Origin of the sequence: Streptosporangium sp. NPDC005286 (assembly GCF_040607515.1) — a bacterium.
Taxonomy (GTDB): Bacteria; Actinomycetota; Actinomycetes; order Streptosporangiales; family Streptosporangiaceae; genus Streptosporangium.
On record NZ_JBEXGU010000015.1, the window covers coordinates 39429 to 61236 of the forward strand.

General features: G+C 72.0%; 18 protein-coding genes. 7 read left to right on the forward strand and 11 right to left on the reverse strand.

Annotated elements, in window-relative coordinates:
* Positions 1 to 37 precede the first annotated feature (37 nt).
* Positions 38 to 970 (reverse strand): chorismate mutase, encoded by a 933-nt coding sequence (locus ABZU75_RS08525; RefSeq protein WP_355550903.1) that lies wholly within the window; start codon positions 968 to 970, stop codon positions 38 to 40.
* Between the two features lie 461 nt (positions 971 to 1431).
* Here ABZU75_RS08525 and ABZU75_RS08530 point away from each other — a divergent pair, with 461 nt between their 5' ends.
* The 6 genes from ABZU75_RS08530 to ABZU75_RS08555 are packed head-to-tail and all read left to right on the forward strand — an operon-like array spanning position 1432 to position 9051.
* On the forward strand, positions 1432 to 3723 hold the full coding sequence (locus tag ABZU75_RS08530; protein ID WP_355550905.1) for a protein kinase: 2292 nt from the start codon (positions 1432 to 1434) through the stop codon (positions 3721 to 3723).
* Positions 3724 to 3774: 51 nt separating this feature from the next.
* Positions 3775 to 5652 (forward strand): protein kinase, encoded by a 1878-nt coding sequence (locus ABZU75_RS08535; RefSeq protein WP_355550907.1) that lies wholly within the window; start codon positions 3775 to 3777, stop codon positions 5650 to 5652.
* Positions 5649 to 6482 (forward strand): AraC family transcriptional regulator, encoded by an 834-nt coding sequence (locus ABZU75_RS08540; protein ID WP_355550909.1) that lies wholly within the window; start codon positions 5649 to 5651, stop codon positions 6480 to 6482. Before ABZU75_RS08535 ends, ABZU75_RS08540 begins: the two co-directional genes overlap by 4 nt.
* Before the next feature lie 23 nt (positions 6483 to 6505).
* Positions 6506 to 7186, forward strand: a complete 681-nt coding sequence (locus ABZU75_RS08545) for an AzlC family ABC transporter permease (RefSeq protein WP_355550911.1) — start codon at positions 6506 to 6508, stop codon at positions 7184 to 7186.
* Positions 7183 to 7494, forward strand: a complete 312-nt coding sequence (locus tag ABZU75_RS08550; protein ID WP_350924554.1) for an AzlD domain-containing protein — start codon at positions 7183 to 7185, stop codon at positions 7492 to 7494. Before ABZU75_RS08545 ends, ABZU75_RS08550 begins: the two co-directional genes overlap by 4 nt.
* A 60-nt stretch (positions 7495 to 7554) precedes the next feature.
* Positions 7555 to 9051, forward strand: coding sequence for a protein kinase (locus tag ABZU75_RS08555; protein ID WP_355550914.1), 1497 nt, complete (start codon positions 7555 to 7557; stop codon positions 9049 to 9051).
* Between the two features lie 95 nt (positions 9052 to 9146).
* Here ABZU75_RS08555 and ABZU75_RS08560 read toward each other — a convergent pair whose 3' ends face one another.
* The 3 genes from ABZU75_RS08560 to ABZU75_RS08570 are packed head-to-tail and all read right to left on the reverse strand — an operon-like array spanning position 9147 to position 11078.
* Positions 9147 to 10076 carry an RluA family pseudouridine synthase gene (locus ABZU75_RS08560; protein ID WP_350924550.1) on the reverse strand — a complete coding sequence of 310 codons (930 nt, stop codon included), beginning with the start codon at positions 10074 to 10076 and terminating at the stop codon, positions 9147 to 9149.
* On the reverse strand, positions 10069 to 10695 hold the full coding sequence (locus ABZU75_RS08565) for a signal peptidase II (RefSeq protein ID WP_355550916.1): 627 nt from the start codon (positions 10693 to 10695) through the stop codon (positions 10069 to 10071). The genes ABZU75_RS08560 and ABZU75_RS08565 overlap by 8 nt, the downstream gene beginning before the upstream one ends.
* Positions 10659 to 11078 (reverse strand): TraR/DksA C4-type zinc finger protein, encoded by a 420-nt coding sequence (locus ABZU75_RS08570; protein WP_343980722.1) that lies wholly within the window; start codon positions 11076 to 11078, stop codon positions 10659 to 10661. Before ABZU75_RS08570 ends, ABZU75_RS08565 begins: the two co-directional genes overlap by 37 nt.
* A 457-nt stretch (positions 11079 to 11535) precedes the next feature.
* On the opposite strand from ABZU75_RS08570, the gene ileS reads away from it, so the two are divergent.
* Positions 11536 to 14694 (forward strand): isoleucine--tRNA ligase, encoded by a 3159-nt coding sequence (gene ileS, locus ABZU75_RS08575; RefSeq protein ID WP_355550919.1) that lies wholly within the window; start codon positions 11536 to 11538, stop codon positions 14692 to 14694.
* Between the two features lie 296 nt (positions 14695 to 14990).
* On the opposite strand, the gene ABZU75_RS08580 is transcribed toward ileS, so the two are convergent.
* The 7 genes from ABZU75_RS08580 to ABZU75_RS08610 all read right to left on the reverse strand — a co-directional run bounded on the left by ABZU75_RS08580 (position 14991) and on the right by ABZU75_RS08610 (position 21788).
* Positions 14991 to 16802 carry a hypothetical protein gene (locus ABZU75_RS08580; RefSeq protein ID WP_355550921.1) on the reverse strand — a complete coding sequence of 604 codons (1812 nt, stop codon included), beginning with the start codon at positions 16800 to 16802 and terminating at the stop codon, positions 14991 to 14993.
* Positions 16803 to 16845: 43 nt separating this feature from the next.
* The gene (locus ABZU75_RS08585; protein WP_343980728.1) at positions 16846 to 17703 is read right to left on the reverse strand and encodes a DivIVA domain-containing protein; all 858 of its coding nucleotides are present in this window, start codon (positions 17701 to 17703) and stop codon (positions 16846 to 16848) included.
* Positions 17704 to 17752: 49 nt separating this feature from the next.
* Positions 17753 to 18040: a YggT family protein gene (locus tag ABZU75_RS08590; protein WP_030909817.1), complete on the reverse strand. Its 288-nt coding sequence runs from the start codon at positions 18038 to 18040 to the stop codon at positions 17753 to 17755.
* An 82-nt stretch (positions 18041 to 18122) separates the two neighbouring features.
* A complete protein-coding gene (gene sepF, locus ABZU75_RS08595; protein ID WP_350924541.1) occupies positions 18123 to 18626 on the reverse strand; it encodes a cell division protein SepF in 504 nt (167 codons plus the stop codon).
* 119 nt (positions 18627 to 18745) lie between these two features.
* On the reverse strand, positions 18746 to 19450 hold the full coding sequence (locus ABZU75_RS08600) for a YggS family pyridoxal phosphate-dependent enzyme (RefSeq protein ID WP_355550925.1): 705 nt from the start codon (positions 19448 to 19450) through the stop codon (positions 18746 to 18748).
* Positions 19451 to 19541: 91 nt separating this feature from the next.
* Positions 19542 to 20903, reverse strand: a complete 1362-nt coding sequence (gene ftsZ / locus ABZU75_RS08605) for a cell division protein FtsZ (RefSeq protein ID WP_355550927.1) — start codon at positions 20901 to 20903, stop codon at positions 19542 to 19544.
* A gap of 225 nt (positions 20904 to 21128) precedes the next feature.
* Positions 21129 to 21788: an FtsQ-type POTRA domain-containing protein gene (locus ABZU75_RS08610; RefSeq protein ID WP_355550971.1), complete on the reverse strand. Its 660-nt coding sequence runs from the start codon at positions 21786 to 21788 to the stop codon at positions 21129 to 21131.
* Between the last annotated feature and the right edge of the window lie 20 nt (positions 21789 to 21808).

Below are 21808 nucleotides of genomic sequence, written 5' to 3' on the forward strand. Positions count from 1 at the left end.
CCAAAGTGACCCGTGTGCTCCGGGTCGTCTCTCCCTCTCAGTCTCGCTCGGCGGGCGCCGAGCGGCGTTCCTCGGCGAGGTGCAGGCCCGCCTCGATGACGGCGTTCATGATGGGGGCGAGCCGGGCCTCGCCCAGGACGGGGGCGCGGCGGGCCATCTCGGCGACCACCTGGCGCTCGCGGGCGGCGTCGCGACCGGCGAAGCCTCCGACGGGCTTGAGGCGCTGGATGGTTCCGGCGAGCTCGGCACGGCGTTCCAGCAGGACGGCGAGGGCGGCGTCGACGCGGTCGATGGCGTCGCGGGCGGCGGGCACCGAGTCGGGGACCTCCCTGCGGGTGACGGCACCGACGATCCTGGTGGCCTCCAGCGCGGCCAGCGCGTCCTGCTCGGTGGCGCCGGGGTCCAGCAGGAGGCCGTCGGCGCCGGCGGCGATCGCGGCGGCGGCCAGCGCGGGGTCCGCGCCGAGGTCGGCCAGGACGGGGCGGCCCGACCTCGTCCGCGCGGCGCGCATCAGGGCGAGGTCGAAGGTGGCGCCGCCCGGGTGGGCGCGGCCGCTCTCGCAGAGCATGATCTGGTCGTTGCCCTCCGCCACGCAGTGGCCGGCGACCGCCAGCCACTCCTCCAGCGTCGCGGAGGAGGCCCGCTGGACGAGCACCGGCAGGCCGAGCCTGGCCGTGGCGCGTACCAGCTCCAAATCTCGCATCCAGGCCGCGCCGACCACCACGCCGTCCGCACTCTCGGCGATCACCGGCAGGTCTCCCGCCGAGGACGGCTCCACCAGGAGCGGCCCCGCCCCCTCGGCGCGGGCCGCCACCACGGACTCGGCGGCGGGGATCCCACCGTGCCGGTCCCGCAGGCTGATCCAGCGGGCGTCCGCACCGGAGCCGCCTATCACCACGGCCGGTCCGGCCCCCACCGTGAGCGCACCCAGCCCTACCGCTGCGCGTTCCAGAGGTGCGGTGGTCGACATGAGGCTCCCCCATGCTCGGCCGGCGCGCGTCCCGCGGGCCGGCGGCCGTTCGGAAAGAGGTGTTCGAAATGAAAAAGGCAGAGACCTCGCGTCTCCGCCCGGTGCGGCTCCGGCTGGTCGCCAGGCCCTGTCCCTCGGATCTCCTGCCCGTCTCCTGCCCACCGCGTTGCCGTCGGTCACCGCGGCTCACTGCTCCGCCTTGCGAGGGGCCGCCCGACCGACCCTCGCCACGGTAAGATCCGCGGGACAGAGGCTAGATCACACTGTCACGACCGGCTCTCCGGAGCCGGGCCGGTAAACGCGAAACAACAGGTCATGGGGCCAATCTTAGGTCATCTGCTGGACACCCGTCACGTACTGGACAGCGCATCTCAGGATATGGACTTTTCCCCGGCGAGTGAGTCGATCACTTTACTGGGCTATGAGAGTATTCGGGGGTTCCGAAGGAGGTAAGCCGGTTGATGGCCGAAGCACAGCCCGAGGGGCGCCGTATCGCCTCCCGTTACCACCTGCTCGAAGCCATCGGCCGGGGTGGCATGGGCATCGTGTGGCGGGCCCATGACGAGCTTCTGGACCGCGAGGTCGCGATCAAGGAGGTCCGCTACGCCGACATGCTCGGCGAGGACAACCAGGAGGACTTCAACCGGCGCACCAAGCGCGAGGCACGTGCCGCCGGGCGCCTGACCCACCCGAACGTGGTGGTCGTCCACGACGTCGTCGAGGAGGACGGGCGTCCCTGGATCGTCATGCAGCTGGTGGAGTCGCGCTCCCTCGGCAAGGTACTGAGGCAGGACGGGCCGCTGCCGCCGCAGCGGGTGGCGGAGATCGGCCTGCAGGTGCTGGAGGCACTGCGCGCCGCCCACGCCCAGGGAGTGCTGCACCGCGACGTCAAACCGGAGAACGTGCTGCTGGCCGACGACGGCCGGGTGGTGCTGACCGACTTCGGCATCGCGACGCTCGAAGCCGAGACCGCGCTGACCATGACCGGCATCGCGGGCACCCCCGCGTTCATCCCTCCCGAACGCATCAAGGGCGGCAGCGCGCAGCGCGAGTCGGACCTGTGGTCGCTCGGCGCGACCCTGTACGCCGCCGTCGAGGGCAAGCCCCCGCACGACCGGGGCGGTGCGCTGCCGACCATGCACGCCGTCCTGAACGACGAGCCCGAGCCCCCGGTCCACGCCGGGCCGCTGGCCCCGATCCTGGAGGGGCTGCTCCGCAAGGACCCGGCGCTGCGCATGCCCTACAAGGAGGCGGAGCGGCTGCTGCGCAGGGTGGCCGAGGGGGCGGGCAACCGTGACCGGCCCGCCAGGACCGCCGTCATGCCCGCCGTGAGCCCGGCGGCCGACACCGATCCCGGAGCCCGCTTCCAGGTCGGCGCCCTCCCCCAGACCGGCGCGAAGCTGGACTCCGTACCCGCCGAGTCCGGGGACGAGGTGGCGCCCGCGCGGGGCGAGGAGCCGCCGAAGACCGCCGCGGAGCCGCCCGCCGGAGACGTACGGCAGGAGCCGGGCGCCGGAGCGAAGGCGAAGACCGCGGAGGCGGCGCCGGGGGCGAAGCCCGGTGCCAAGGCCGCCCCCCGCGCCGGGAGCGGTCCCGCTCCGGAGGCCGCGGACGACTCCGAGGCGAACCGGCCCACCAGCAGGGCACCCTCCGGCGCCAGGGCCGCCGGAGCGGCGGCCGCGGCCGGCGCGGCTGCGGCGGCGAGGTCCGCCGCCGCGGGCTCCGGCATCGCTTCCGAGCCGGCACCGGCCCCGGAGGCGAAGCCCGCCGCCGCGTCTCGTGCCACGCCCCCGCCCGCCGTGGCCGAGGAGAGACCCGCCGCGAGCCGCGAGGGCGCCCCTCCCGCCGCGGCCGAGCAGGGATTCGCGCGCCGGAGGCCCGTCCCCGTCTCGCGGCCCAACCCCTTCCCGCCGGTGGGCCGCGAGCCCTCGCCCAGAGCAGAGCCCGCGAGCGAGCCCGCACCCGCCGCCGGGCCCGCACCCGCCCAGTGGCGAGAGCCCTCGGCCCCCTCCTACGCCGGCCATGACCACGAGGCGGCCACGCTGACCTCGCAGAAGCGCGGCGGCTCCCAGCTGAAGCGGGGGCTGCTGGTGCTGCTGCCCGCGCTGCTGGTCGTCGGCGGGGTCGCCGGCTGGCTCGGCATGCGCAGCCGCGAGAACGAGGAGGCCACGCGGGCCGGCTCGGGGAAGCCGGGCACCTCAAGCGCGCCGAGCGTCCCGAGCGGCGATGCCAAGGCGACCCCGCAGGGCTCACCCGAGCCGGCGTCCTCTCCCCCGCCCAGCCCGAGCCCCACCAAGACCGAGAAGAAGTCCGCCCTGCCCTCCGGCTGGCGGATGCACAAGGATGCCAACGGCTTCTCGATCGGCCTGCCCAAGGGGTGGAGCGTGGACAAACGGCCCGGCCAGCAGGTGTGGTTCCGCGGCCCCGACCGGACCAGCTTCGTCTTCGTCGAGTACGTCGACCGGGCGGGCCCCGACCCCAAGCGGGACTGGGAGAACCAGGAGGGGTACAGCCGCGGCAACTTCCCCGGCTACAAGCGGATCAAGATCGAGAAGGTCGACTACATGGTGAAGGCCGCCGACTGGGAGTTCACCTGGCAGATGAGTTCGGGCAAGGCCCGGGTGCTCAACCGGGGGTTCGTCACCAAGGGCGGCCGGGGGTACGCCATCTACTGGCACACCCTGGCCAAGGACTGGAAGAAGAACCTGCACTACTTCGAGGGGTTCGCCGCGACCTTCTCCTCGAAAAAGTAGGGCGGATCCCTACCGGCTACGATTCGTGGGGCTCGGAGGGAGGCGGGGGAGATGGCGGAGCGAAAGGTGGCGGGCCGCTACCAGTTGCTCGAACACCTCGGCGAGGGCGGCATGGGCATCGTCTGGCGAGCCCATGACGAGCTCCTCGACCGGGTCGTGGCAGTCAAGGAGGTCCGTCACCGGGGGGTCGACGAGGCCGCCCGCGCCGACCTGAACCGGCGCACGATCCGCGAGGCCAGGACCGCCGGACGCCTCGACCACCCATCCGTGATCATCGTGCACGACGTGGTCGAGGAGGAGGGGCGTCCCTGGATCGTCATGCAGCTGGTCAGGTCCCGGTCGCTGGGGGAGGTCGTCCGCGCCCACGGCCCCCTCCCGCCCGAGCGGGTGGCCTCGGTGGGACTGCACGTGCTGGGCGCGCTGCGGGCCGCACACGCCGCGGGGGTGCTGCACCGCGACGTCAAACCGGAGAACGTGCTGCTGGCCGACGACGGCCGGGTGGTGCTGACCGACTTCGGCATCGCCTCCATGACGCAGGAGACCGGCATCACCCGCACCGGCGGGATGGTCGGCACACCCGCGTTCCTGCCCCCCGAGCGGCTGCACGGGCTGCCCGCCACCCCCGAGTCGGACCTGTGGTCGCTCGGGGCGACGCTGTACGCGGCGGTCGAAGGCCGGCCCCCGTTCGAGCGGCCCACGGCCGCCGCCACCATGATGGCCGTCCTGCACGGCGAGCCGAGCCCCATGACCCACCCGGGCCCCCTGGCGATGGCGATCCTCGGCCTGATGGCCAGGGACCCGGCCGCCCGGATGGTGCCCGACCAGGCCGAGGCCCTGCTCAACCGCGCCTCCTCTGGTCCCGCGTCCTCCCGGGGCCCCTCGGGACCTGCCGCGGGACCCCTCTCGGGATGGGAGCCGTATCCCGGACAGCAGCCGCACGGCTCCCCCGGAGCTCACCCCAACCCGCCGCACACCGGCCCGTCATACGCCGACCCGTCACACGCCGACCCCCGGTACGCGGGACAGCCGCACCCGGACACGGCGCGGAGCGGTTGGCAGCCGGGTTACCGAAACCCTCCGGGTGCCCTCGAGCAGCCCCCGTACCCACCCGCGCACACGCACCCCGAGCACCCCCCGTACCCGGCCGGACACACACATCCCGAGCACACACACCCCGACCAGGGGGCGTACGGCTACGAGCAGCCGCATCCGGGCTCCTGGCCGGTGCGGGAACAGCCCACCGGCACCGGAGGCGAGCCCGCGCGGCGGACCGGAGCGGGACGGCTGGCGCTCCTGGCCGGAATCCCCGTGCTCGTGATGGCGGTCGGGGTCGGCGGGTGGCTGGTCGTGCGGGCCCAGAACACCACGGCCGACACCGGTCCCGGCCTGCCGACGGCCACGGCCCCGATCACCGGCGGCACCCCGCCCGAGACGCCCCGGGCTGCCACCCCGACGGTGACCCCGACGGTGACCCCGCGGCCGAGCCGGACGATCCCCGCGGGCTGGCGGCTGCACCGCGACCCGATGGGCTTCTCCGTCGCGGTGCCCAGGGGATGGCAGGTCAAGCGGTTCTCCGGCCGCGACCGGGTGGAGTTCCGCGCCCCCGGGTCGAGTGCTCTGCTGTGGATCGAGTCGACGGACGACCCGGAGAAGGACCCGCTCAGGCACTGGCAGAAGGTGGAGCGGGCCGGCAAGGCCGACAATGTCTGGCCGGGCTACCAGCGGATCGGCATCACCTCGCTGAGATACCGGGGGGTGCCCGCCGCCGACTGGGAGTTCACCTACCTCAAGGACGGGGTCCGCACGCACGTCCTGGACCGGGGCTTCCGCACCCTCGCCGACCAGCCGTACGCGATCTACTGGGAGAGCCCGGAGTCGGAGTGGGACCGCTCCCTCTTCGACACGTTCACCAGGACCTTCCGCTCATGAGCGAGCCGGAGAGGGCGCGCTTCTGGCGCAGCCCGGGACTGCCCGGGGTGGACCTGCTCAAGGCCAGATACGTGACCCACCGCTTCGCCCCGCACGCGCACGAAGGCTACGCGATCGCGCTGGTCCTTTCCGGAGTGGAGGAGTTCGGCTACCGGGGCGCCCGCCACCGCGCGGGCGCGGGCAGCCTGAGCACGCTCAACCCCCAGGAGGCGCACGACGGCCACGCGGGCGTCCCCGAGGGATGGAGCTACCGGGTCCTCTACCCGTCCGTCGAGTTCGTCTCCGGGATCGCCGCCGAGGTGATGACCGGGCGCGGCACTCCCTGCTTCCCCGAGACCGTCACCTATCACCAGCCCACCGTCGAGCTGCTGCGGGCCGCGCACCAGGCCGCGGAGCACGGCGACGACCTCGCCTCCTCGACGCTGGCCCGCACCGCCTTCGCCGCCCTGCTCCGGCGGCACGCCACCCGCCCTCTTCTGGAGGCGCGCTCCTGCGACCAGGACCCGGCGGTGCGACGCGCCCGGGAGATCCTGCACGAGCGGCTCGTCGACCCGCCCACGATCGAGGACCTGGCGCGGGCCGTCGACGCCAGGCCGTTCGCGCTGATCCGGGCCTTCAAGGCGGCCACCGGGCTGCCCCCGCACGCCTACCTGAACACGTTGCGGATCATGCGTGCCCGGCGGCTGCTCCAGGCGGGTACACCTCCCGCGCAGGTCGCCGGGGATGTGGGGTTCACCGACCAGGCCCACCTGAGCAGGCACTTCAAACGGATGGTGGGCGTTCCCCCCGCCGCGTACCAGCGTGCAGGAACGTACAAGACCGGAAGTTAAAACCAGACATAAGCTCCCTTTCCATGGATACAACCACTCGCTCCTCCGCGACAAGGGACGGACTGGGCGTGGGGATCGCCGTCGGGCTGTCCGGGGTCGCCTTCGGCGCCGCGGCGGTCACCGCGGGGCTGAGCGTCACGCAGGCGAGCGTGCTGAGCCTGTTCGCCTTCACCGGTGCCTCGCAGTTCGCCCTCGTCGGAGTCGTCGCGGGCGGCGGCAACCTGGTCGCGGGCACGGCCGGCGCGATGCTGCTGGGCGCCCGCAACAGCCTGTACGGCCTGCGCATGGCCGGCGTGCTCGACATCCGGGGCTGGCGCAGGCCGCTGACGGCCCAGGGCGTGATCGACGAGACGACCGCGGTCGCCCTGGCCCAGCCGGACGAGGAGTCGTCCAGGACGGCGTTCCTGGTCACCTTCGTCACCCTCTACCTGACCTGGAACGCCACCACCCTCCTCGGCGCACTGGGCACCTCCTGGGTGGCCGACCCCGCGGTGTTCGGCCTGGACGCGGTCGGTCCCGCGACGTTCCTGGCCATCCTGTGGCCCCGGCTCACCGGGAGCGGCCCCGAGGCCCGTGCGCTGCGGCTGATCGCGGGCGGCGGCGCGGTGATCGCGCTGGCCGCGACCCCGTTCACCCCGCCGGGTGTGCCCGTACTGCTCGCCTCCGTGGCCGTGCTCGCGGTGATCCTGAGGAGGCCCAGGTGACCCTCTGGTGGGCGATCGTCGCCACCTGCGCGGCCTGCTACGCGCTGAAGCTCGCCGGGCTGTCGGCACCGCGCCGGATCCTCGACCACCCCGGGGTGCAGCGCTTCGCGACGCTGGTCCCGGTGGCCCTGCTGGCGGCGCTGATCGCGGTGCAGACCTTCGGGCACGGGCAGGCGCTGCATCTGGACTGGCCGCGCACCGCGGGGATGGGCGCGGCCGTGGTGGCGCTGCTGCTGCGCGCCCCGTTCCTGGTGGTCCTCGCGGTGGCGGCCGTCGTCACCGCCGCGCTGCGCCACCTGCTGAACTGAGAAGGTGACCTGCGTAGCTAATCCTGAATGTCGGGATTAATCCTGGGTAGGCGTCGGCGCATGACCGATTCTCAGGGGATCATCGGAGCCCGCTACCGCCTGCTCGAACGTATCGGCCGAGGAGGCATGGGGACGGTCTGGCGAGCACAGGACGAGGTGCTGGGCCGCGATGTGGCGGTCAAAGAGGTCATCCCCTCCCCCGATCTCACCGGTCCCGAGCGCGAGGTCTTCACCATGCGGACGCTCAGGGAGGCCCGGGCCGCCGGGCGGATCGGGCATCCGGGGGTCGCCACGGTGTACGACGTGATCGAGGAGCACGGGCGCCCCTGGATCGTCATGCAACTGGTCGACTCCCGCACGCTCGGAGCGGTGATCAGGGAGGACGGGCCGCTGCCGCCGGCGCGGGTGGCGCGGATCGGGCTGGAGGTGCTGGGCGCGCTGCTCGCCGCCCATCACGCGGGCGTCCTGCACCGGGACGTGAAGCCGGACAACGTCCTGCTCTCCAAGGACGGGCGGGCCGTGCTCACCGACTTCGGCATCGCCGTCCTGGAGGGCGACTCGTCGATCACCAGGACCGGCTCGCTCATCGGTACCCCGGCGTTCATCGCGCCTGAGCGGGCGAGCGGCGGCTCCGCCGAGTTCGCCTCCGACCTGTGGTCGCTCGGCGTGACGCTGCACATGGCGGTCGAGGGACGCTCCCCCTTCGAGCGCGCCCACCCGCTGGCGACGCTCAGCGCCGTCATGCACCAGGAACCCCCGCCGCTGCGGTTCGCCGGACCGCTCGCTCCCGTGATCTTCGGTCTGCTCCGCAAGGATCCCGCGCGACGCATGTCGGCCCAGGAGGTGCAGGTCCACCTGACCTCGCTGGTGAACGGGACCACCCCGCAGCCGACCATGCCGATCGAACTGCCCCCGGCGGTCCCCGTGCCGGTGGGCGCGCCCACCGCCCCTGCCGGAGCCGGGCGACCGGTGCCCGAGCCCGGCCCGGTGGCCGCCCCGGGGAGGCAACGGCGCCCGGCGATCGCGGCGATGGTCGCGATGGCGCTCGCCGTCGCCCTGACCTCGGCTGGGATGGCCTGGGTCGCCGCCAACTCCTTCGACCAGACCCCCGCGAGGCCGCCGGCCCCGGCGAGTGTGCCCTCCGGGGAGGGTACGCCGACCGCCGAGCCCGAGCGGGCGAAGGCCCCCGCGCGAAACGCCCCCGCCAGGAACGACGGCGCCGGAGACGGCGGTGCTCCCACCCGCCCGGCCCCCGAGAGGTCGGGGGGCGGCGACCCCGCCCCTCGGGACAGACCGTCGGACGAGCCGACGGGTGAGCCTTCGGGGAAACCGTCAGGCAAGCCGTCGCAGGACGGTTCCGAGCAGCCCGAGGAGCCCTCCTCGGGCGACCGGGGAGAGGACGACCAGGGAGGACGGGACGACGGGGGCGAGGGGGCCGAGGAGGGCTCGGGCCAGGGCGACGCGCCGGGCCGGGGGCAGCAGGGCGACTCCCCCGACCAGATCGCCCCCGAGGCCGGGGCGGTCGCCCTCGGCGCGAGCGCCCGGGGCAGGGCCTGAGAAACCACCGGAAACGGTGAACCCGGCAACGGCCGGACGCGCCGGCGGGGCCACCGGCGCGAAGGCACGCCCGCCGCGGGGACCGGCGGGCCGCGCTAGGACTCGGCGGCGACGACCTTCAGGGCGTGGGCCAGGTCGTCGGGGTAGGCGGTGGTGAAGGAGACCCACTCGCCGGTGGTGGGATGCTCGAAGGCCAGGGAGACCGCGTGCAGCCACTGCCGGCTCACTCCCAGCCGCGCGGCCAGGGTCGGGTCGGCCCCGTACAGCATGTCGCCGACGCACGGGTGGCGCAGCGCCGACATGTGGACCCGGATCTGGTGGGTCCGGCCCGTCTCCAGCTTGATGTCCAGCAGCGAAGCCGCGCGGAACGCCTCGATCGTGTCGTAGTGGGTGACCGACTCCTTGCCTCCCGCCACGACCGCCCAGCGGCCGTCCCCGACGGGGTGGCGGTCGATCGGCGCGTCCACGGTGCCGCGGTGCGGGTCGGGGTGGCCCTGGACCAGCGCGTGGTAGCGCTTGTCGACGGTGCGCTCCTTGAAGGCCCGCTTCAGGTGGGAGTAGGCGTGCTCGCTCTTGGCGACGACCATCGCGCCGGTGGTGTTGGCGTCCAGCCGGTGCACGATGCCCTGGCGCTCGGCCGCGCCGCTGGTGGCCACCCGGTGGCCGGCGCCGAGCAGGCCCCCGATCACGGTGGGTCCGGTCCAGCCTGTGGTCGGATGGGCGGCCACGCCGACGGGCTTGTTGACGACGACGATGTCGTCGTCCTCGTACACGATGTGCATGCCGGGCACGGGTTCCGCCACCGGCATCGGCGCGGTGGGCGGCGGCGGGAGGGTGACCTCCAGCCAGGCGCCCCCGTGGAGCCGGTCGGACTTGGCCGCGGTCGAGCCGTCCACCAGCACGTCACCGGCGACGATCAGCTCGGCCGCCCGGGTGCGGGAGAGGCCGAACAGGCGTGACAGGGCGGCGTCGAGACGCTCGCCCTCCAGCCCGTCGGGGACGGGGAGACTCCGCCGGTCAGCCATTGCCGTTCTCCTTCGCTTCCTTCTCGGCTCCCGTGTCGCGCGTGCCGTCGATCTGGTAGCCCCGCCAGGCGAGGAAGACCGCCAGGATGCCGCCGCAGACGATCGCCGAGTCGGCGATGTTCCAGACCGGGAAGTGGCCGGGGAAGGTCTCCACGAAGTCGACCACGTGTCCCTGCAGCGGTGCGGGCCTGCCGGAGCCGAAGCCCGAGGGCCAGCGGAAGATCCGGTCGGTGAGGTTGCCGAGCGCCCCGCCGAGCAGCAGGCTCAGCGTGATCGCCCAGGGCAGGCTGCGCAGGTTGCGCGCGGTACGCAGGATCGCCACCACGACGGCGGCCGCGACACAGGTGAAGACGATCGTCATCCCGGTGCCGAGGCCGAAGGCGGCCCCGGAATTGAAGATCACCCGGAACTGGAGCACGCCGGGGATGACCACGATGGGTTCCCTGCCCTCCAGGGTCTTCAGTACGAGGGTTTTCGTGGCGAGGTCGAGGGCGTAGACGATGGGGACGATCACCGCGAGCACGGCGATCCGCCGCGCCGCGAGCGGGGCGGCGGGGGCCGCCCCGTTCTCGGTGTCGCCGGTCAGCGGCGCTCCTCCCGCTGCTTGCAGGCCACGCACAGCGTCGCCCTCGGAAACGCCTGAAGGCGCTCCTTTCCGATCGGCTGATGGCACGATTCGCACACTCCGTAGGTCCCCGCGTCGATCCGGGCGATCGCTCGCTCGTTCTGCGCGACCAGGTCGCGCGAGTTCAGGGTAAGGGCGATTTCGCGCTCACGTTCATACGTCCGCGCTCCGGCGTCGGCCTGGTCGTCGCCCGCACCGTCGGTAACGTCGCTTGACGCGATCTCGATCTCGGCCTTGGCGATCTCCTTGGTGAGCTCGCGGCTCTCCGCGACCAGTCGCCCGCGGACCTCCGCGAGTTCCTCGGCCGACCAGGTGACGACGGCACCGTCGGATGACGGCGCTGCCGCGCTGTTGTCTGCGCGCACGGTCGCGGCCATGGCGACCTCCTTGCTAGATCGAACCGTATCCAATGTGGTAAACGGTGCGGGCAGCTTAGGTCCCTCATAACAGAACGACAAACGACCCGCCGCAATGTTTGCCAATCCAGTAACATCCGGTCGCTTCCCCCTGATTCCCCCAGCCGCCTCTGATATGGGGAAGCTTCCGGCAGGCGGGTGCGTTATCGTGTGAGCCTGCACGGCGTTGATGGGGACAGCAACCTCCGCACCCCCTCGCACGAGCGACCCGGGGACGGTGCGAGCCCGGGGCGAGGCGCTGAGGGAAGATCACCCCGGAGCCGCCGGAAGAACGGCCGTGACGGCCCAGTAGACCCGGCAGCAGACCAAAGGAAGAGGGCCTTCTCGCACGCGAAGGCCAAGGAGGGTGGTACCGCGGGGCCCAACAGCCTCGTCCCTCCACGCCACAGCCGATTCCAGCGTGGAGGTCCAGCCCATCATGTCCGCCTATTTCCGCTCTCTTCCTGCGCAGGTCGATCTTCCCGCGCTTGAGCACGAGGTGCTCGACCGCTGGCGGGACGGCAAGATCTTCGAGCGCTCGGTCGAGCAGAACACCGGCGGCCCCACCTGGGTCTTCTATGAGGGCCCGCCCACCGCCAACGGCATGCCGGGCGTCCACCACGTCGAGGCCCGCGTCTTCAAGGACGTCTTCCCCCGCTACAAGTCGATGCGGGGCTACAGCGTGCCCCGCAAGGCGGGCTGGGACTGCCACGGGCTACCCGTCGAGGTCGCCGTCGAGAAATCCCTCGGTCTCTCCGGCAAGAAGGACATCGAGGCGTACGGCGTCGCCGAGTTCAACGCCAAGTGCCGCGAGTCGGTGCTGCGGCATGTGGACGCCTTCGAGGAGATGACCGAGCGGATGGGGTACTGGATCGACCTGTCCCAGGCCTACCGCACGATGGACCCGGCCTACGTGGAGTCCGTCTGGTGGTCACTCAAGGTCATCTTCGACAAGGACCTGCTCTCCCGCGACTTCCGCATCACCCCGTACTGTCCCCGCTGCGGCACCGGCCTGTCCGACCACGAACTGGGCCAGCCCGGCGGCTACGAGACCGTCACCAGCCCGTCGGTCTACGTCCGCATGCCCGCCACCTCGGGACCGCTGGCCGACCTCGGCGCCTCGCTGCTGATCTGGACCACCACGCCCTGGACGCTGGTCTCCAACACCGCCGTGGCCCTGCACCCCGACGTGACCTACGTCGCGGCGCGCCCCGCGGGGTCCGACGAGATCCTGGTGGTGGCCGAGCCGCTGGTCGTCTCCGCGCTGGGCGAGGGGGCCGAGGTCCTGGCCTCCTTCCAGGGCGCCGACCTGGAGCACACCACCTACTCGCGCCCCTTCGACCTGGTCGACATCCCCGGCGCGCACTACGTGGTGCTCGGCTACTACGTCACCACCGAGGACGGTACCGGCCTGGTTCACCAGGCACCCGCCTTCGGCGCCGACGACATGACGACCTGCAAGCGGTACGGGCTGCCCGTGGTCAACCCGATCGGCCCCGACGGCCGGTTCCTCGACAGCGTGCCCCAGGTCGGGGGCCAGTTCTTCAAGGACGCCGACGAGGGGCTCACCGCCGACCTGCGGGCGCGCGGCCTGCTCTACCGGGGCAGCCACTTCGAGCACAGCTACCCGCACTGCTGGCGCTGCCACACCGCGCTGCTCTACTACGCCCTGCCCGCCTGGTACATCCGCACCACCGCGATCAAGGACCGGCTCCTCGCCGAGAACGAGAAGACCAACTGGTACCCCGAGACGATCAAGTGGGGCCGCTTCGGCGAGTGGCTGCGCAACAACGTCGACTGGTCGCTGTCGCGCTCGCGTTACTGGGGCACCCCGCTGCCGCTGTGGATCTGCACCGCCGACGAGTCGCACGTCACGTGCGTCGGCTCGCTGGAGGAGCTGAGCCGGCTGTCCGGCCGGGACGTCTCCGCGCTCGACCCGCACCGCCCCTACGTGGACGACGTCACACTGCCCTGCCCCACCTGCGGGGCCGAGGCCCGGCGGGTGCCCGACGTGATCGACGCCTGGTACGACTCGGGCTCGATGCCGTTCGCCCAGTGGGGGGCGCCGTACCGCAACGAGGAGATGCTCGAGAAGGCCTATCCGGCGCAGTTCATCTGCGAGGCCACCGACCAGACCCGCGGCTGGTTCTACTCGCTGATGGCGGTCGGCACGCTCGTCTTCGACCGGTCCTCGTACGAGAACGTGCTCTGCCTCGGCCTGATCCTGGCCGAGGACGGCCGCAAGATGAGCAAGCACCTGGGCAACGTGCTCCAGCCGATGCCGCTGATGGACCAGCACGGCGCCGACGCGCTGCGCTGGTACATGGCCTGCTCCGGCTCACCGTGGGCGGCCCGCAGGGTCGGGCACGGCGCCCTTGAGGAGATCGTCCGCAAGGTCCTGCTCACCTACTGGAACACCACCTCCTTCTTCACCCTGTACGCCAACGCCGAGTCCTGGTCGCCCTCCAGGCTCGCCGAGGCTCCCGCGTACGCCGAGCGCCCGTTGATCGACCGCTGGGCCCTCGCCGAGCTGCACCGGACGGTGGCCGAGGTCACCGCGTCGATGGACGTCTTCGACACCGCCCGCGTCGGGCGGCGGCTCTCGGAGTTCCTCGACGACCTGTCCAACTGGTATGTGCGACGCTCCCGCCGCCGCTTCTGGGCCGGTGACACCGCGGCGTTCGCCACGCTCTACGAGTGCCTGGAGACCGTCACCCGGCTGATGGCACCGGTGGTGCCGTTCACCACCGACTACGTCTGGGACGTGCTCCGCGACACCGACGCCCCCGTCTCGGTCCACCTGGCCGGCTGGCCCGAGGTCAACGGCGAGCTGCTGGATGAGGAGCTGTCGGAGCGGATGGCCCTGGTCCGCCGCCTGGTGGAGCTGGGCCGCTCGGCCCGCGCCTCCAGCGGGATGAAGACCCGCCAGCCGCTCGGCCGTGCCCTGGTCGGCGCCCCCGGCTGGGCCACGCTCCCGCCCGAGCTGCGCGAACTGATCGCCGACGAGCTCAACGTCAAGGGCCTGGAGGACCTGTCCGGGATCGGGGCGGACCTGGTCTCCTTCACGGTCAAGCCCAACTTCCGGGCGCTGGGCAAGCGGTTCGGCTCGCAGACCAAGCTGGTCGCCGCGGCCGTCACCGCTGCCGAGCCCGCGGAGCTCGCCCGCGCGCTCCGCACCGGCTCGCCGGTCTTGGTCGACGCGGGAGAGCTGGGAGCGGTGGAGATCGGCGTCGACGACGTGATCGTCACCGAGCAGCCCAGGTCCGGCTGGGCGGTGGAGGCCGCCTCCGGCGAGACCGTCGCCCTCGACCTGACCATCACCGACGAGCTGCGCCGCTCTGGCCTGATCCGCGACGTCATCCGCCTGCTCCAGGACACCCGCAAGTCCACCGGCCTGTCGATCTCCGACCGGATCGACGTGTGGTGGTCCACCGGTGACGCCGACCTGGCCGAGGCCCTGCGGACCCAGGGCCGTGCGGTGGCCGACGAGGTCCTCGCCGTCTCCCTCACCGAGGGCGGCGCCGACGGCCTTCCCACCCACAGCGACGCCGAGCTGGGCCTGACCTTCCAGCTCCGCCGCGCGACGGCCACGGCCTGACGGCGGAGCGTTCCGGCGTCACGGGACGGCCGGGCTCCCGGAGAGCCCGGCCGTTCCGGTTCACACCGAGAGCGACCGGCCCGGCGCCTTAGGTGGTGCTCGGCGTCCGTCACTGACCGGAAGAAACCGTCACTGCACGGAAGGGGCGGCCGGCCCGGCGCCTCAGGTGACGCTCCGCGTCCGCCGCGGCCCGGAGAGGAGCGTCACCGCACGGCAGCGGCGGTCCGCGGGCACCGCGACACGCCCGCCTCCTCGTGGTGAACGGTGAGCGAGGCGGGCGGTGGCCACGCCAGGTGTCAGCTCTGGCCCCGGTGGTCGTTCAGGCAGATCGAGCAGTTGATCAGGCCGGCTCCCTCGGCCTCGACCAGGGAGATGACCTCGGTGCCGCTGTCGCCCGCGCCCTTGATCAGAGGGCAGGCGGGGTCATGAAAGCGACGGGTGCCGATGATGACCATGACGGTCCCGTCGCCCGCCTTCTGCTCCTCGGCCCCGGGGTCGCCCTCGGCGTCACGGTCCTTGGCGTCACGGTCCTTGGGAGAGGGACCGGCCACGGGCTCCGCCGAGGTGGAGTCGGCCGCTACCTGCCCGGCGCGCCCGGGTGCGGTCTCGGCCGGCTCCACCGGCTCAGCTGTCGTGCCATCGGCGGTGGCCCGGCGCCCGGAATCCGATGCCTCTCGGGGTCCCGGCTCCTCGGGCCTCTCAGGCTCCGCGGAGCCTGAGTCGGCGGCTCCGGGCTTGCCCGAGGGGGACGGCTCCGACGGGGCGGAGTCTCGCCCGGCGGTCTCGGCCCCTGGGCGGGGCCCGGACGCCGAAGGCCCGGCTTCGGCCTTGGCCTGTGCCCCGGCCTTGGCGGCCCCGGACGCGCCGCTCTCGGACGCGGCCGACTCGGACGCCGTGGCCTCGGGCGCAGCGGGCTCAGGCTCGACGTTCCCGGGGCCGGTGCGCTCGGCCTCGCCGGTTTCCGGCTTGGCGCTCTCAGGCGCCTCTCCCCGGCTCGCGGAGGCGCCGCCCACGGCCGGTCCGGGCCTGGCGGGCTCCGCCGCCTCGGGCTCGGGCCTGGCCGGAGCCACCGGGGTCTCCGGCTTGGACGCCTGGGCGACCATGTCACGGCTGAACCAGCTGGTGGCCTCGGACTCGGCGTGCGGGATCTCGGGGACCTTCGGCAGCCGGATCGGCACCGAGGGGGTCGGGGACTCCGCCGCGCGGAGCGGAGGACTCACCGGCTCCTGGGGCCGTACCTGCGGCTCGGAGGACTGAATGTAGGGCCGGGCGACCGGGACGACGGGCTCCTGCGGGGAGCGCGGGGGCTCCTGCCGGGACACGGCGCTCTCCCGCCTGGCGGCGGGGCTCTCCGGCCTTGGCGGGGACTCGGGCCGTGCTCCGGGGGCCTGCTGCCCTCCGGCGGGGGCCGCGGGCCGCGCGGGACGGTACGGGGCGGTGAACCTGGCGGTGGCCTCGTGCGGGCCGGGCTCAGTGGCGCTGCCTGCGGGGCCGGACTCCGGGGAGGCGCTCAGGGGCTCGGCGGGCTCCCGCACCCCGGGCGGGGTCTGGTGCGGCCTGCTTCCGGCGGCGGGTTCCGGCAGGCAGGTGGTACAGGGCGTGAAGCCCTCCTCACGAGCCTCCTCGTGGGTGAGCTCCTCATGATCCCTGCCGGCCAGCTGGCGGCACCCCGCGACGTGATAGCGCTTGCGGCCGGGGATGACCAGCACGATCGCCCCGGCGTCCAGGGCGCCCCGCCTCGCGACGGTGGCGGTGGCCGACCCGGCCACCGGGCCTCGTCGCGGCTGGGTCGGGGCCACGGGCGTCTGCTGCCGCATCCCGTGCTGCGCCATCATGTGCGGTGGCACGGGAGGCTGGTTCGGCACACCGTGCGGCACGGGGACGGACCCGGCCGGCATCGGTCCCTTCTCGGGAAGGGGCGGAGCGGCCCCGGCCTGCCCGCCGGGGAACAGCTCGTGGCGCCGCAACAACGCCCCGATCACCAGGAAGACGGCGGACAGCACGCTGACCGCGATCGACCACATGACCAGAAACGGTTTGGCCAGCACGATCCCCACGATGAGCAGGACGATGGCCGTGAGTACCAAACCGGCGCTGATAAGGATCACAGAAAGACTCCCGGATGCGGGTCAAAGGGGGTGACCCGACACCTTAGCGGCGGTCGTTGTGAGGACCGTCAACGCCCTGGAAGGCGCCCGAATGCTGCGACGGGTCGCCGCCGAACGGGTTGGGCGCGCCCTGGAGCGTCGGCTGACCACCCGGGGCCACCGCGTGGGACATGGCCGGAGGCCCGCTCACGATCGGGAACCCGCCGCTGCCCTCGGCAGCCACGTTGAGCTCGGCCAGCTGGTTCTCCAGATACAGTTTCAGGCGGCTACGGTACTCGCGCTCGAAGCTGCGGAGCTCCTCGACCTTGCGCTCGAGCTCGTCACGGGTCTGCACCAGCGAGCCCATGGCCTGGCGGTGCCGCTCCTGCGCGTCGCGCTCCAGCGTCTCGGCTCGGGCACGTGCGTCACCGATGACCTGCTCGGCCTGGCGACGTGCCTTGCCGAGGATGTCGTCGGCCTCGCGGCGCGCCCGGGTCACCGTCTCGTCCGCCTCCCGGCGGGCGTCGGCGATGGCCTGGTCCGCGGTCTGCTGCGCGAGGGCGAGCACGCGGGCCGCGGTGTCCATGTTGTCCTCGGCCGGAGGCATTCCCATTCCGACGGGAACGGGCTGCTGATGCTGCACCGGCTCGGGAGCGCGCATCGGCTCCGGCTGCTGCATCATCATCTCGGGCTTGGGCTCGGCGATGGGGGCGGGCGCCATGGCCATGCCCATCCCGCCGGGGACCTTGCCCCGCAGGCACTCCGCCAGCTTGGCGCGGAGCTCCTCGTTCTCCTGAATGAGACGGTCCAACTCGGACTCGACCTCATCGAGGAAGGCATCTACCTCTTCCTCGTCGTAACCCGGCCGAAGGCGGGTCGTACTGAATTGCTTGTTCCGCACATCGGCGGGAGTCAGCGGCATTTCGGTCTCCTTGGCGCGCTTGGAGTCTGTCCGGGGGGACGGTACCCGATCAACGAAGCGCGGACACGAGTTGGATCAAGACCAAGACCACAATGAACAGCACTGTGAAGCTTAGGTCAAAGGCCACCGTACCCAACCGGAGTGGTGGAATGAAACGGCGGAGGAACTTGAGAGGTGGGTCGGTCACCGTGTATACGGCTTCCGCCAGCACCAGGACGATGCCTGTGGGGCGCCACTGACGTGCGAACGCCTGCACCGTCTCAAAGATCATTCTGCCGATCAGCAGCACGAGGTAGATGGACAGGACGAAGACCAAGATCCCGCTAACGATCCCCACGGTCCGCCCTCGCCTCCACTCCGCTCTGCCGTCCTTCGTCCCATCGGGACCCGTCGGGCCGGTCACTGTTCATAGTGGAACTCTAGCTCTGGTTGAAGAATCCGCGTTCCGCGATTCGAGCCTTGTCCTCGGCGGTCACCTCGACATTGGCTGGGGACAACAAGAACACCTTGTTGGTAACACGTTCAATGCTGCCATGTAGGCCAAAGACGAGACCTGCCGCGAAATCAACGAGCCGCTTTGCGTCACTGTCAACCATCTCGGTCAGGTTCATGATGACGGGAGTGCCGTCACGGAAGTGCTCACCGATGGTCCGCGCCTCGTTGTACGTGCGGGGATGAAGGGTGGTGATGCGCGCCAGATCGGTCGTGCGGCGCTCCAGGACGGCCGTCGCGGGCCTCGGAGCGGGTACGCCTGGGTCGGTGTCGTCCGAGAGGTCGTGGACCGTGCCAGGACGCTCGTCGCCCTCCCGGCGCGTGTCGTCGAACTCCTCGTACTCGTCGTCGGGGTAGCTGTCGTATCTCTCGTAGCGGTCGTCCTCAACAAGACCGAGGTAGACCGCCATCTTGCGCATCGCGCCGGCCATCGCTACTTCTTCCTCCGTCTTACTTCGATGTGCCCGAGGGGCCAGCCCGACCGCCCTGAGCTCACCACCGTTCGACCGCTGTCCGGATACGCGGACGCCAAGGTCCACTTGAAGGGACATTACCTGACGAAGGGCTTCCTGCGACCGAGCAACGCCGTACCAACACGCAGGTGTGTCGCACCGTTGGCAATGGCCTGGGACATATCCCCGCTCATCCCCGCCGAGATGACGTCGGCGCCCGGGTGGGCGTCCTGGACGGACCGCGCGATCTCCCTCAGCCTCGCGAACGCCCTGCCCGGCTCCTCCCCCAGCGGCGCGACCGCCATCACCCCGCCCAGCTCAAGCCCCGGCGCTCCGGCGACGGCGTCCGCCAGCGCCTCGGCCTGCTCTGGTACCACGCCGCCCCTGGCGGGGTCACCGTCGAGCGCCACCTGTACCAGGCAGGTGATCCGGCGCCCCATCCCGAGCGCCTCCCTGCTGAGGGCGGTGACCAGGCGCGGGCGGTCGACCGAGTGGACGACGTCCGCGTAGCCGACCACCGAGCGGACCTTGTTGGTCTGCAACTGGCCGACGAAGTGCCATCGCAAGCCGAGGTCGGCGCACTCTCGCGCCTTGACCGAAGCCTCCTGGTCGCGGTTCTCCCCGACGTCACCGATCCCGAGTCCGGCCAGTAGCCGCACGTCGGAGGCGGGGTAGGTCTTGCTCACCGCGATGAGCGTCAGCTCCTCGCGGCTGCGGCCGGCGGCCCGGCAGGCTTCGGCGATCTCCGCCTCGACCCGGGCCAGCCCGGCCGCGATCTCATCGCGTCGTGTTGTTTCCGTCACATCTCCGCCGCTCGGACACTGACAAACCGGCGGAGCCCATTCTTCCCGGCACGGCCGGGTGGCTCTGTACCCACCCCCACCGTGAGCGATGTCACTTCAGGAAGTCGGGAACGTCCAGTTCCTCTTCCTGCTCCTCGAAGATCACCGGTCGCCGCCGGGCGGGGTCGGTGACCCTCGCGGAGATCGGCGTCGGCTGCGAGGGCTCAGGGGCCGGGCGCGGGATCGACAGCGGAGGGGAGTGCGGCTCCTCCACGCGGTGCGGCTCGGAGTGCTCCACCGGCTGTACCGGGTGGATCTGCTGGGGCGGGGGCGTCGGCTCCGCCGGCGGGGTGACGACCTGCCGCACCGGCGAGGGCGGCAGGTGCTCCACCCTGGGCTCCGGACGGGGCTCCGCCTTGACCGTGGGTGCCAGCGGGCGGACCGGGGCCGCCGCCGAGGGCGGCGGGGCGGGACGCGAGGCGGGCTGCGGGCGGGACGCCGGCTGCGGGAGTTGCTTGGGCTCGGGAGCGGGCTCGTCGAAGCCGGCCGCGATCACGGTGACGCGCACCTCGTCGCCGAGGGCGTCGTCGATGACCGTACCGAAGATGATGTTGGCGTCCGGCGCCGCGGCGGTGGAGACGAGCTGGGCCGCCTCGTTGATCTCGAACAGGCCGAGGTCGGAGCCGCCGGCGATCGAGAGCAGCACGCCGTGCGCGCCGTCGATGCTGGCCTCCAGCAGCGGGCTGGACACGGCCATCTCGGCCGCCGCGACCGAACGGTCGTCGCCGCGCGCGTGGCCGATGCCCATCAGGGCCGAGCCGGCACCGGACATGACCGACTTCACGTCGGCGAAGTCGAGGTTGATCAGTCCGGGCGTGGTGATCAGGTCGGTGATGCCCTGGACACCGGAGAGCAGCACCTGGTCCGCCGCCTTGAAGGCGTCCAGCACGCTCACCTGCCGGTCGGAGATCGACAGCAGCCGGTCGTTCGGGATCACGATGAGGGTGTCGACCTCCTCACGGAGGGTCTCGATGCCGGCGTCGGCCTGCATCGCCCTGCGCCGCCCCTCGAAGCTGAAGGGCCGGGTCACGACACCGATGGTCAGCGCGCCCAGGGTGCGGGCGATGTTGGCCACCACCGGGGCGCCTCCGGTGCCCGTGCCACCGCCCTCACCGGCCGTGACGAAAACCATGTCGGCGCCCTTGAGGACCTCTTCGATCTCCTCACGGTGGTCCTCGGCCGCCTTGCGCCCGACTTCGGGGTTGGCTCCCGCGCCGAGGCCGCGAGTGAGCTCGCGCCCGACGTCGAGCTTGACGTCGGCGTCACTCATCAGCAGCGCCTGGGCGTCGGTATTGATGGCGATGAACTCGACGCCCTTGAGTCCCTCCTCGATCATCCGGTTGACGGCGTTGACTCCGCCTCCGCCGATTCCTACAACCTTGATGACCGCGAGGTAGTTCTGCGGTGCTGCCACGACGAGGGGCCTTTCCGCTCGTTGACTTGCAATTTCATGCGGCACGGGGCCCGTGCCGTCGTTTCCAAAACCCTCACCCTCAAGTTGAGATTTAGCTTTATGTCAACCTGAGGAGTGATACGGACAGTAGGAGTTACGCTCCTGGCGGGTCAACTAACCGCGCCGCAAGCACGTCCAGCGTGTCGCGGGCCGTCCTTTTCCGGGAACGTCCGCCATCCGATGAGATCACTTAACCGTCACGACGTCAGGCGAACTGACGTCATAGGTGTCGGCCGGACGTCTGAGCAGCGTAACAAGGATCCGGGCCTTGTCCGCGGGACGGTCGCCGCCGCCCCACACGATCGCGCGGCCGTCCTTCAGCCGCAGCGAGACCGTCTCAGCCGACGGTGCGAGCACCTCCGCGACCCGGCGGGCCAGATTCTCCGGCAGCGCGGCGATGACCGTGAGCGCCGCCGCGGTCGCCGGGTCGCCCGGCCCCGGCCGGTCCACCCGCAGCACCGGCAGTGTCGGGGGCGCGACGTCCTTGACCTCGGTGACCATCCCGTGCCGGTCCATCAGCGCCGACCTGTCGCCGACCGGCACCACCGCCACCGGCCTGCGCTCCACGACCTTCACCCGCAGGGTCCCCGGCCAGGCGCGGCTGACCGTCACCGACTCGATCTGGGTGATCTGGCCGATCCGGTCCTCCACCTCGGCCAGGTCGACCGTGGCGAGGGGCTTGCCGCCGACCACCTGCGCCGCCCGCCGGATCTCCTCGGTGGACAGGCCCGCGTTGCCCACCACCTGGATCTCCCGCACCCCGAGCACCGGGGAGAAGAACACCAGCCACGCGGCGATGCCCACCACTCCCGCGGTGAGCAAGGCCAGGAAGGCCGACCGCCACACGCCGTTCAATGCCACTCCCC

Bases quoted from the DNA above. Each gene is read 5' to 3' on its own strand.
- ABZU75_RS08585 (WP_343980728.1), bottom strand. From the start codon at position 17,703: ATGCCGCTGACTCCCGCCGATGTGCGGAACAAGCAATTCAGTACGACC.
- ABZU75_RS08545 (WP_355550911.1), top strand. From the start codon at position 6,506: ATGGATACAACCACTCGCTCCTCCGCGACAAGGGACGGACTGGGCGTG.
- ileS (WP_355550919.1), top strand. From the start codon at position 11,536: ATGTCCGCCTATTTCCGCTCTCTTCCTGCGCAGGTCGATCTTCCCGCG.
- ABZU75_RS08570 (WP_343980722.1), bottom strand. From the start codon at position 11,078: ATGGCCGCGACCGTGCGCGCAGACAACAGCGCGGCAGCGCCGTCATCC.
- ABZU75_RS08530 (WP_355550905.1), top strand. From the start codon at position 1,432: ATGGCCGAAGCACAGCCCGAGGGGCGCCGTATCGCCTCCCGTTACCAC.
- ABZU75_RS08525 (WP_355550903.1), bottom strand. From the start codon at position 970: ATGTCGACCACCGCACCTCTGGAACGCGCAGCGGTAGGGCTGGGTGCG.
- ABZU75_RS08555 (WP_355550914.1), top strand. From the start codon at position 7,555: ATGACCGATTCTCAGGGGATCATCGGAGCCCGCTACCGCCTGCTCGAA.
- ABZU75_RS08535 (WP_355550907.1), top strand. From the start codon at position 3,775: ATGGCGGAGCGAAAGGTGGCGGGCCGCTACCAGTTGCTCGAACACCTC.
- sepF (WP_350924541.1), bottom strand. From the start codon at position 18,626: ATGGCCGGCGCGATGCGCAAGATGGCGGTCTACCTCGGTCTTGTTGAG.
- ABZU75_RS08560 (WP_350924550.1), bottom strand. From the start codon at position 10,076: ATGGCTGACCGGCGGAGTCTCCCCGTCCCCGACGGGCTGGAGGGCGAG.
- ABZU75_RS08540 (WP_355550909.1), top strand. From the start codon at position 5,649: ATGAGCGAGCCGGAGAGGGCGCGCTTCTGGCGCAGCCCGGGACTGCCC.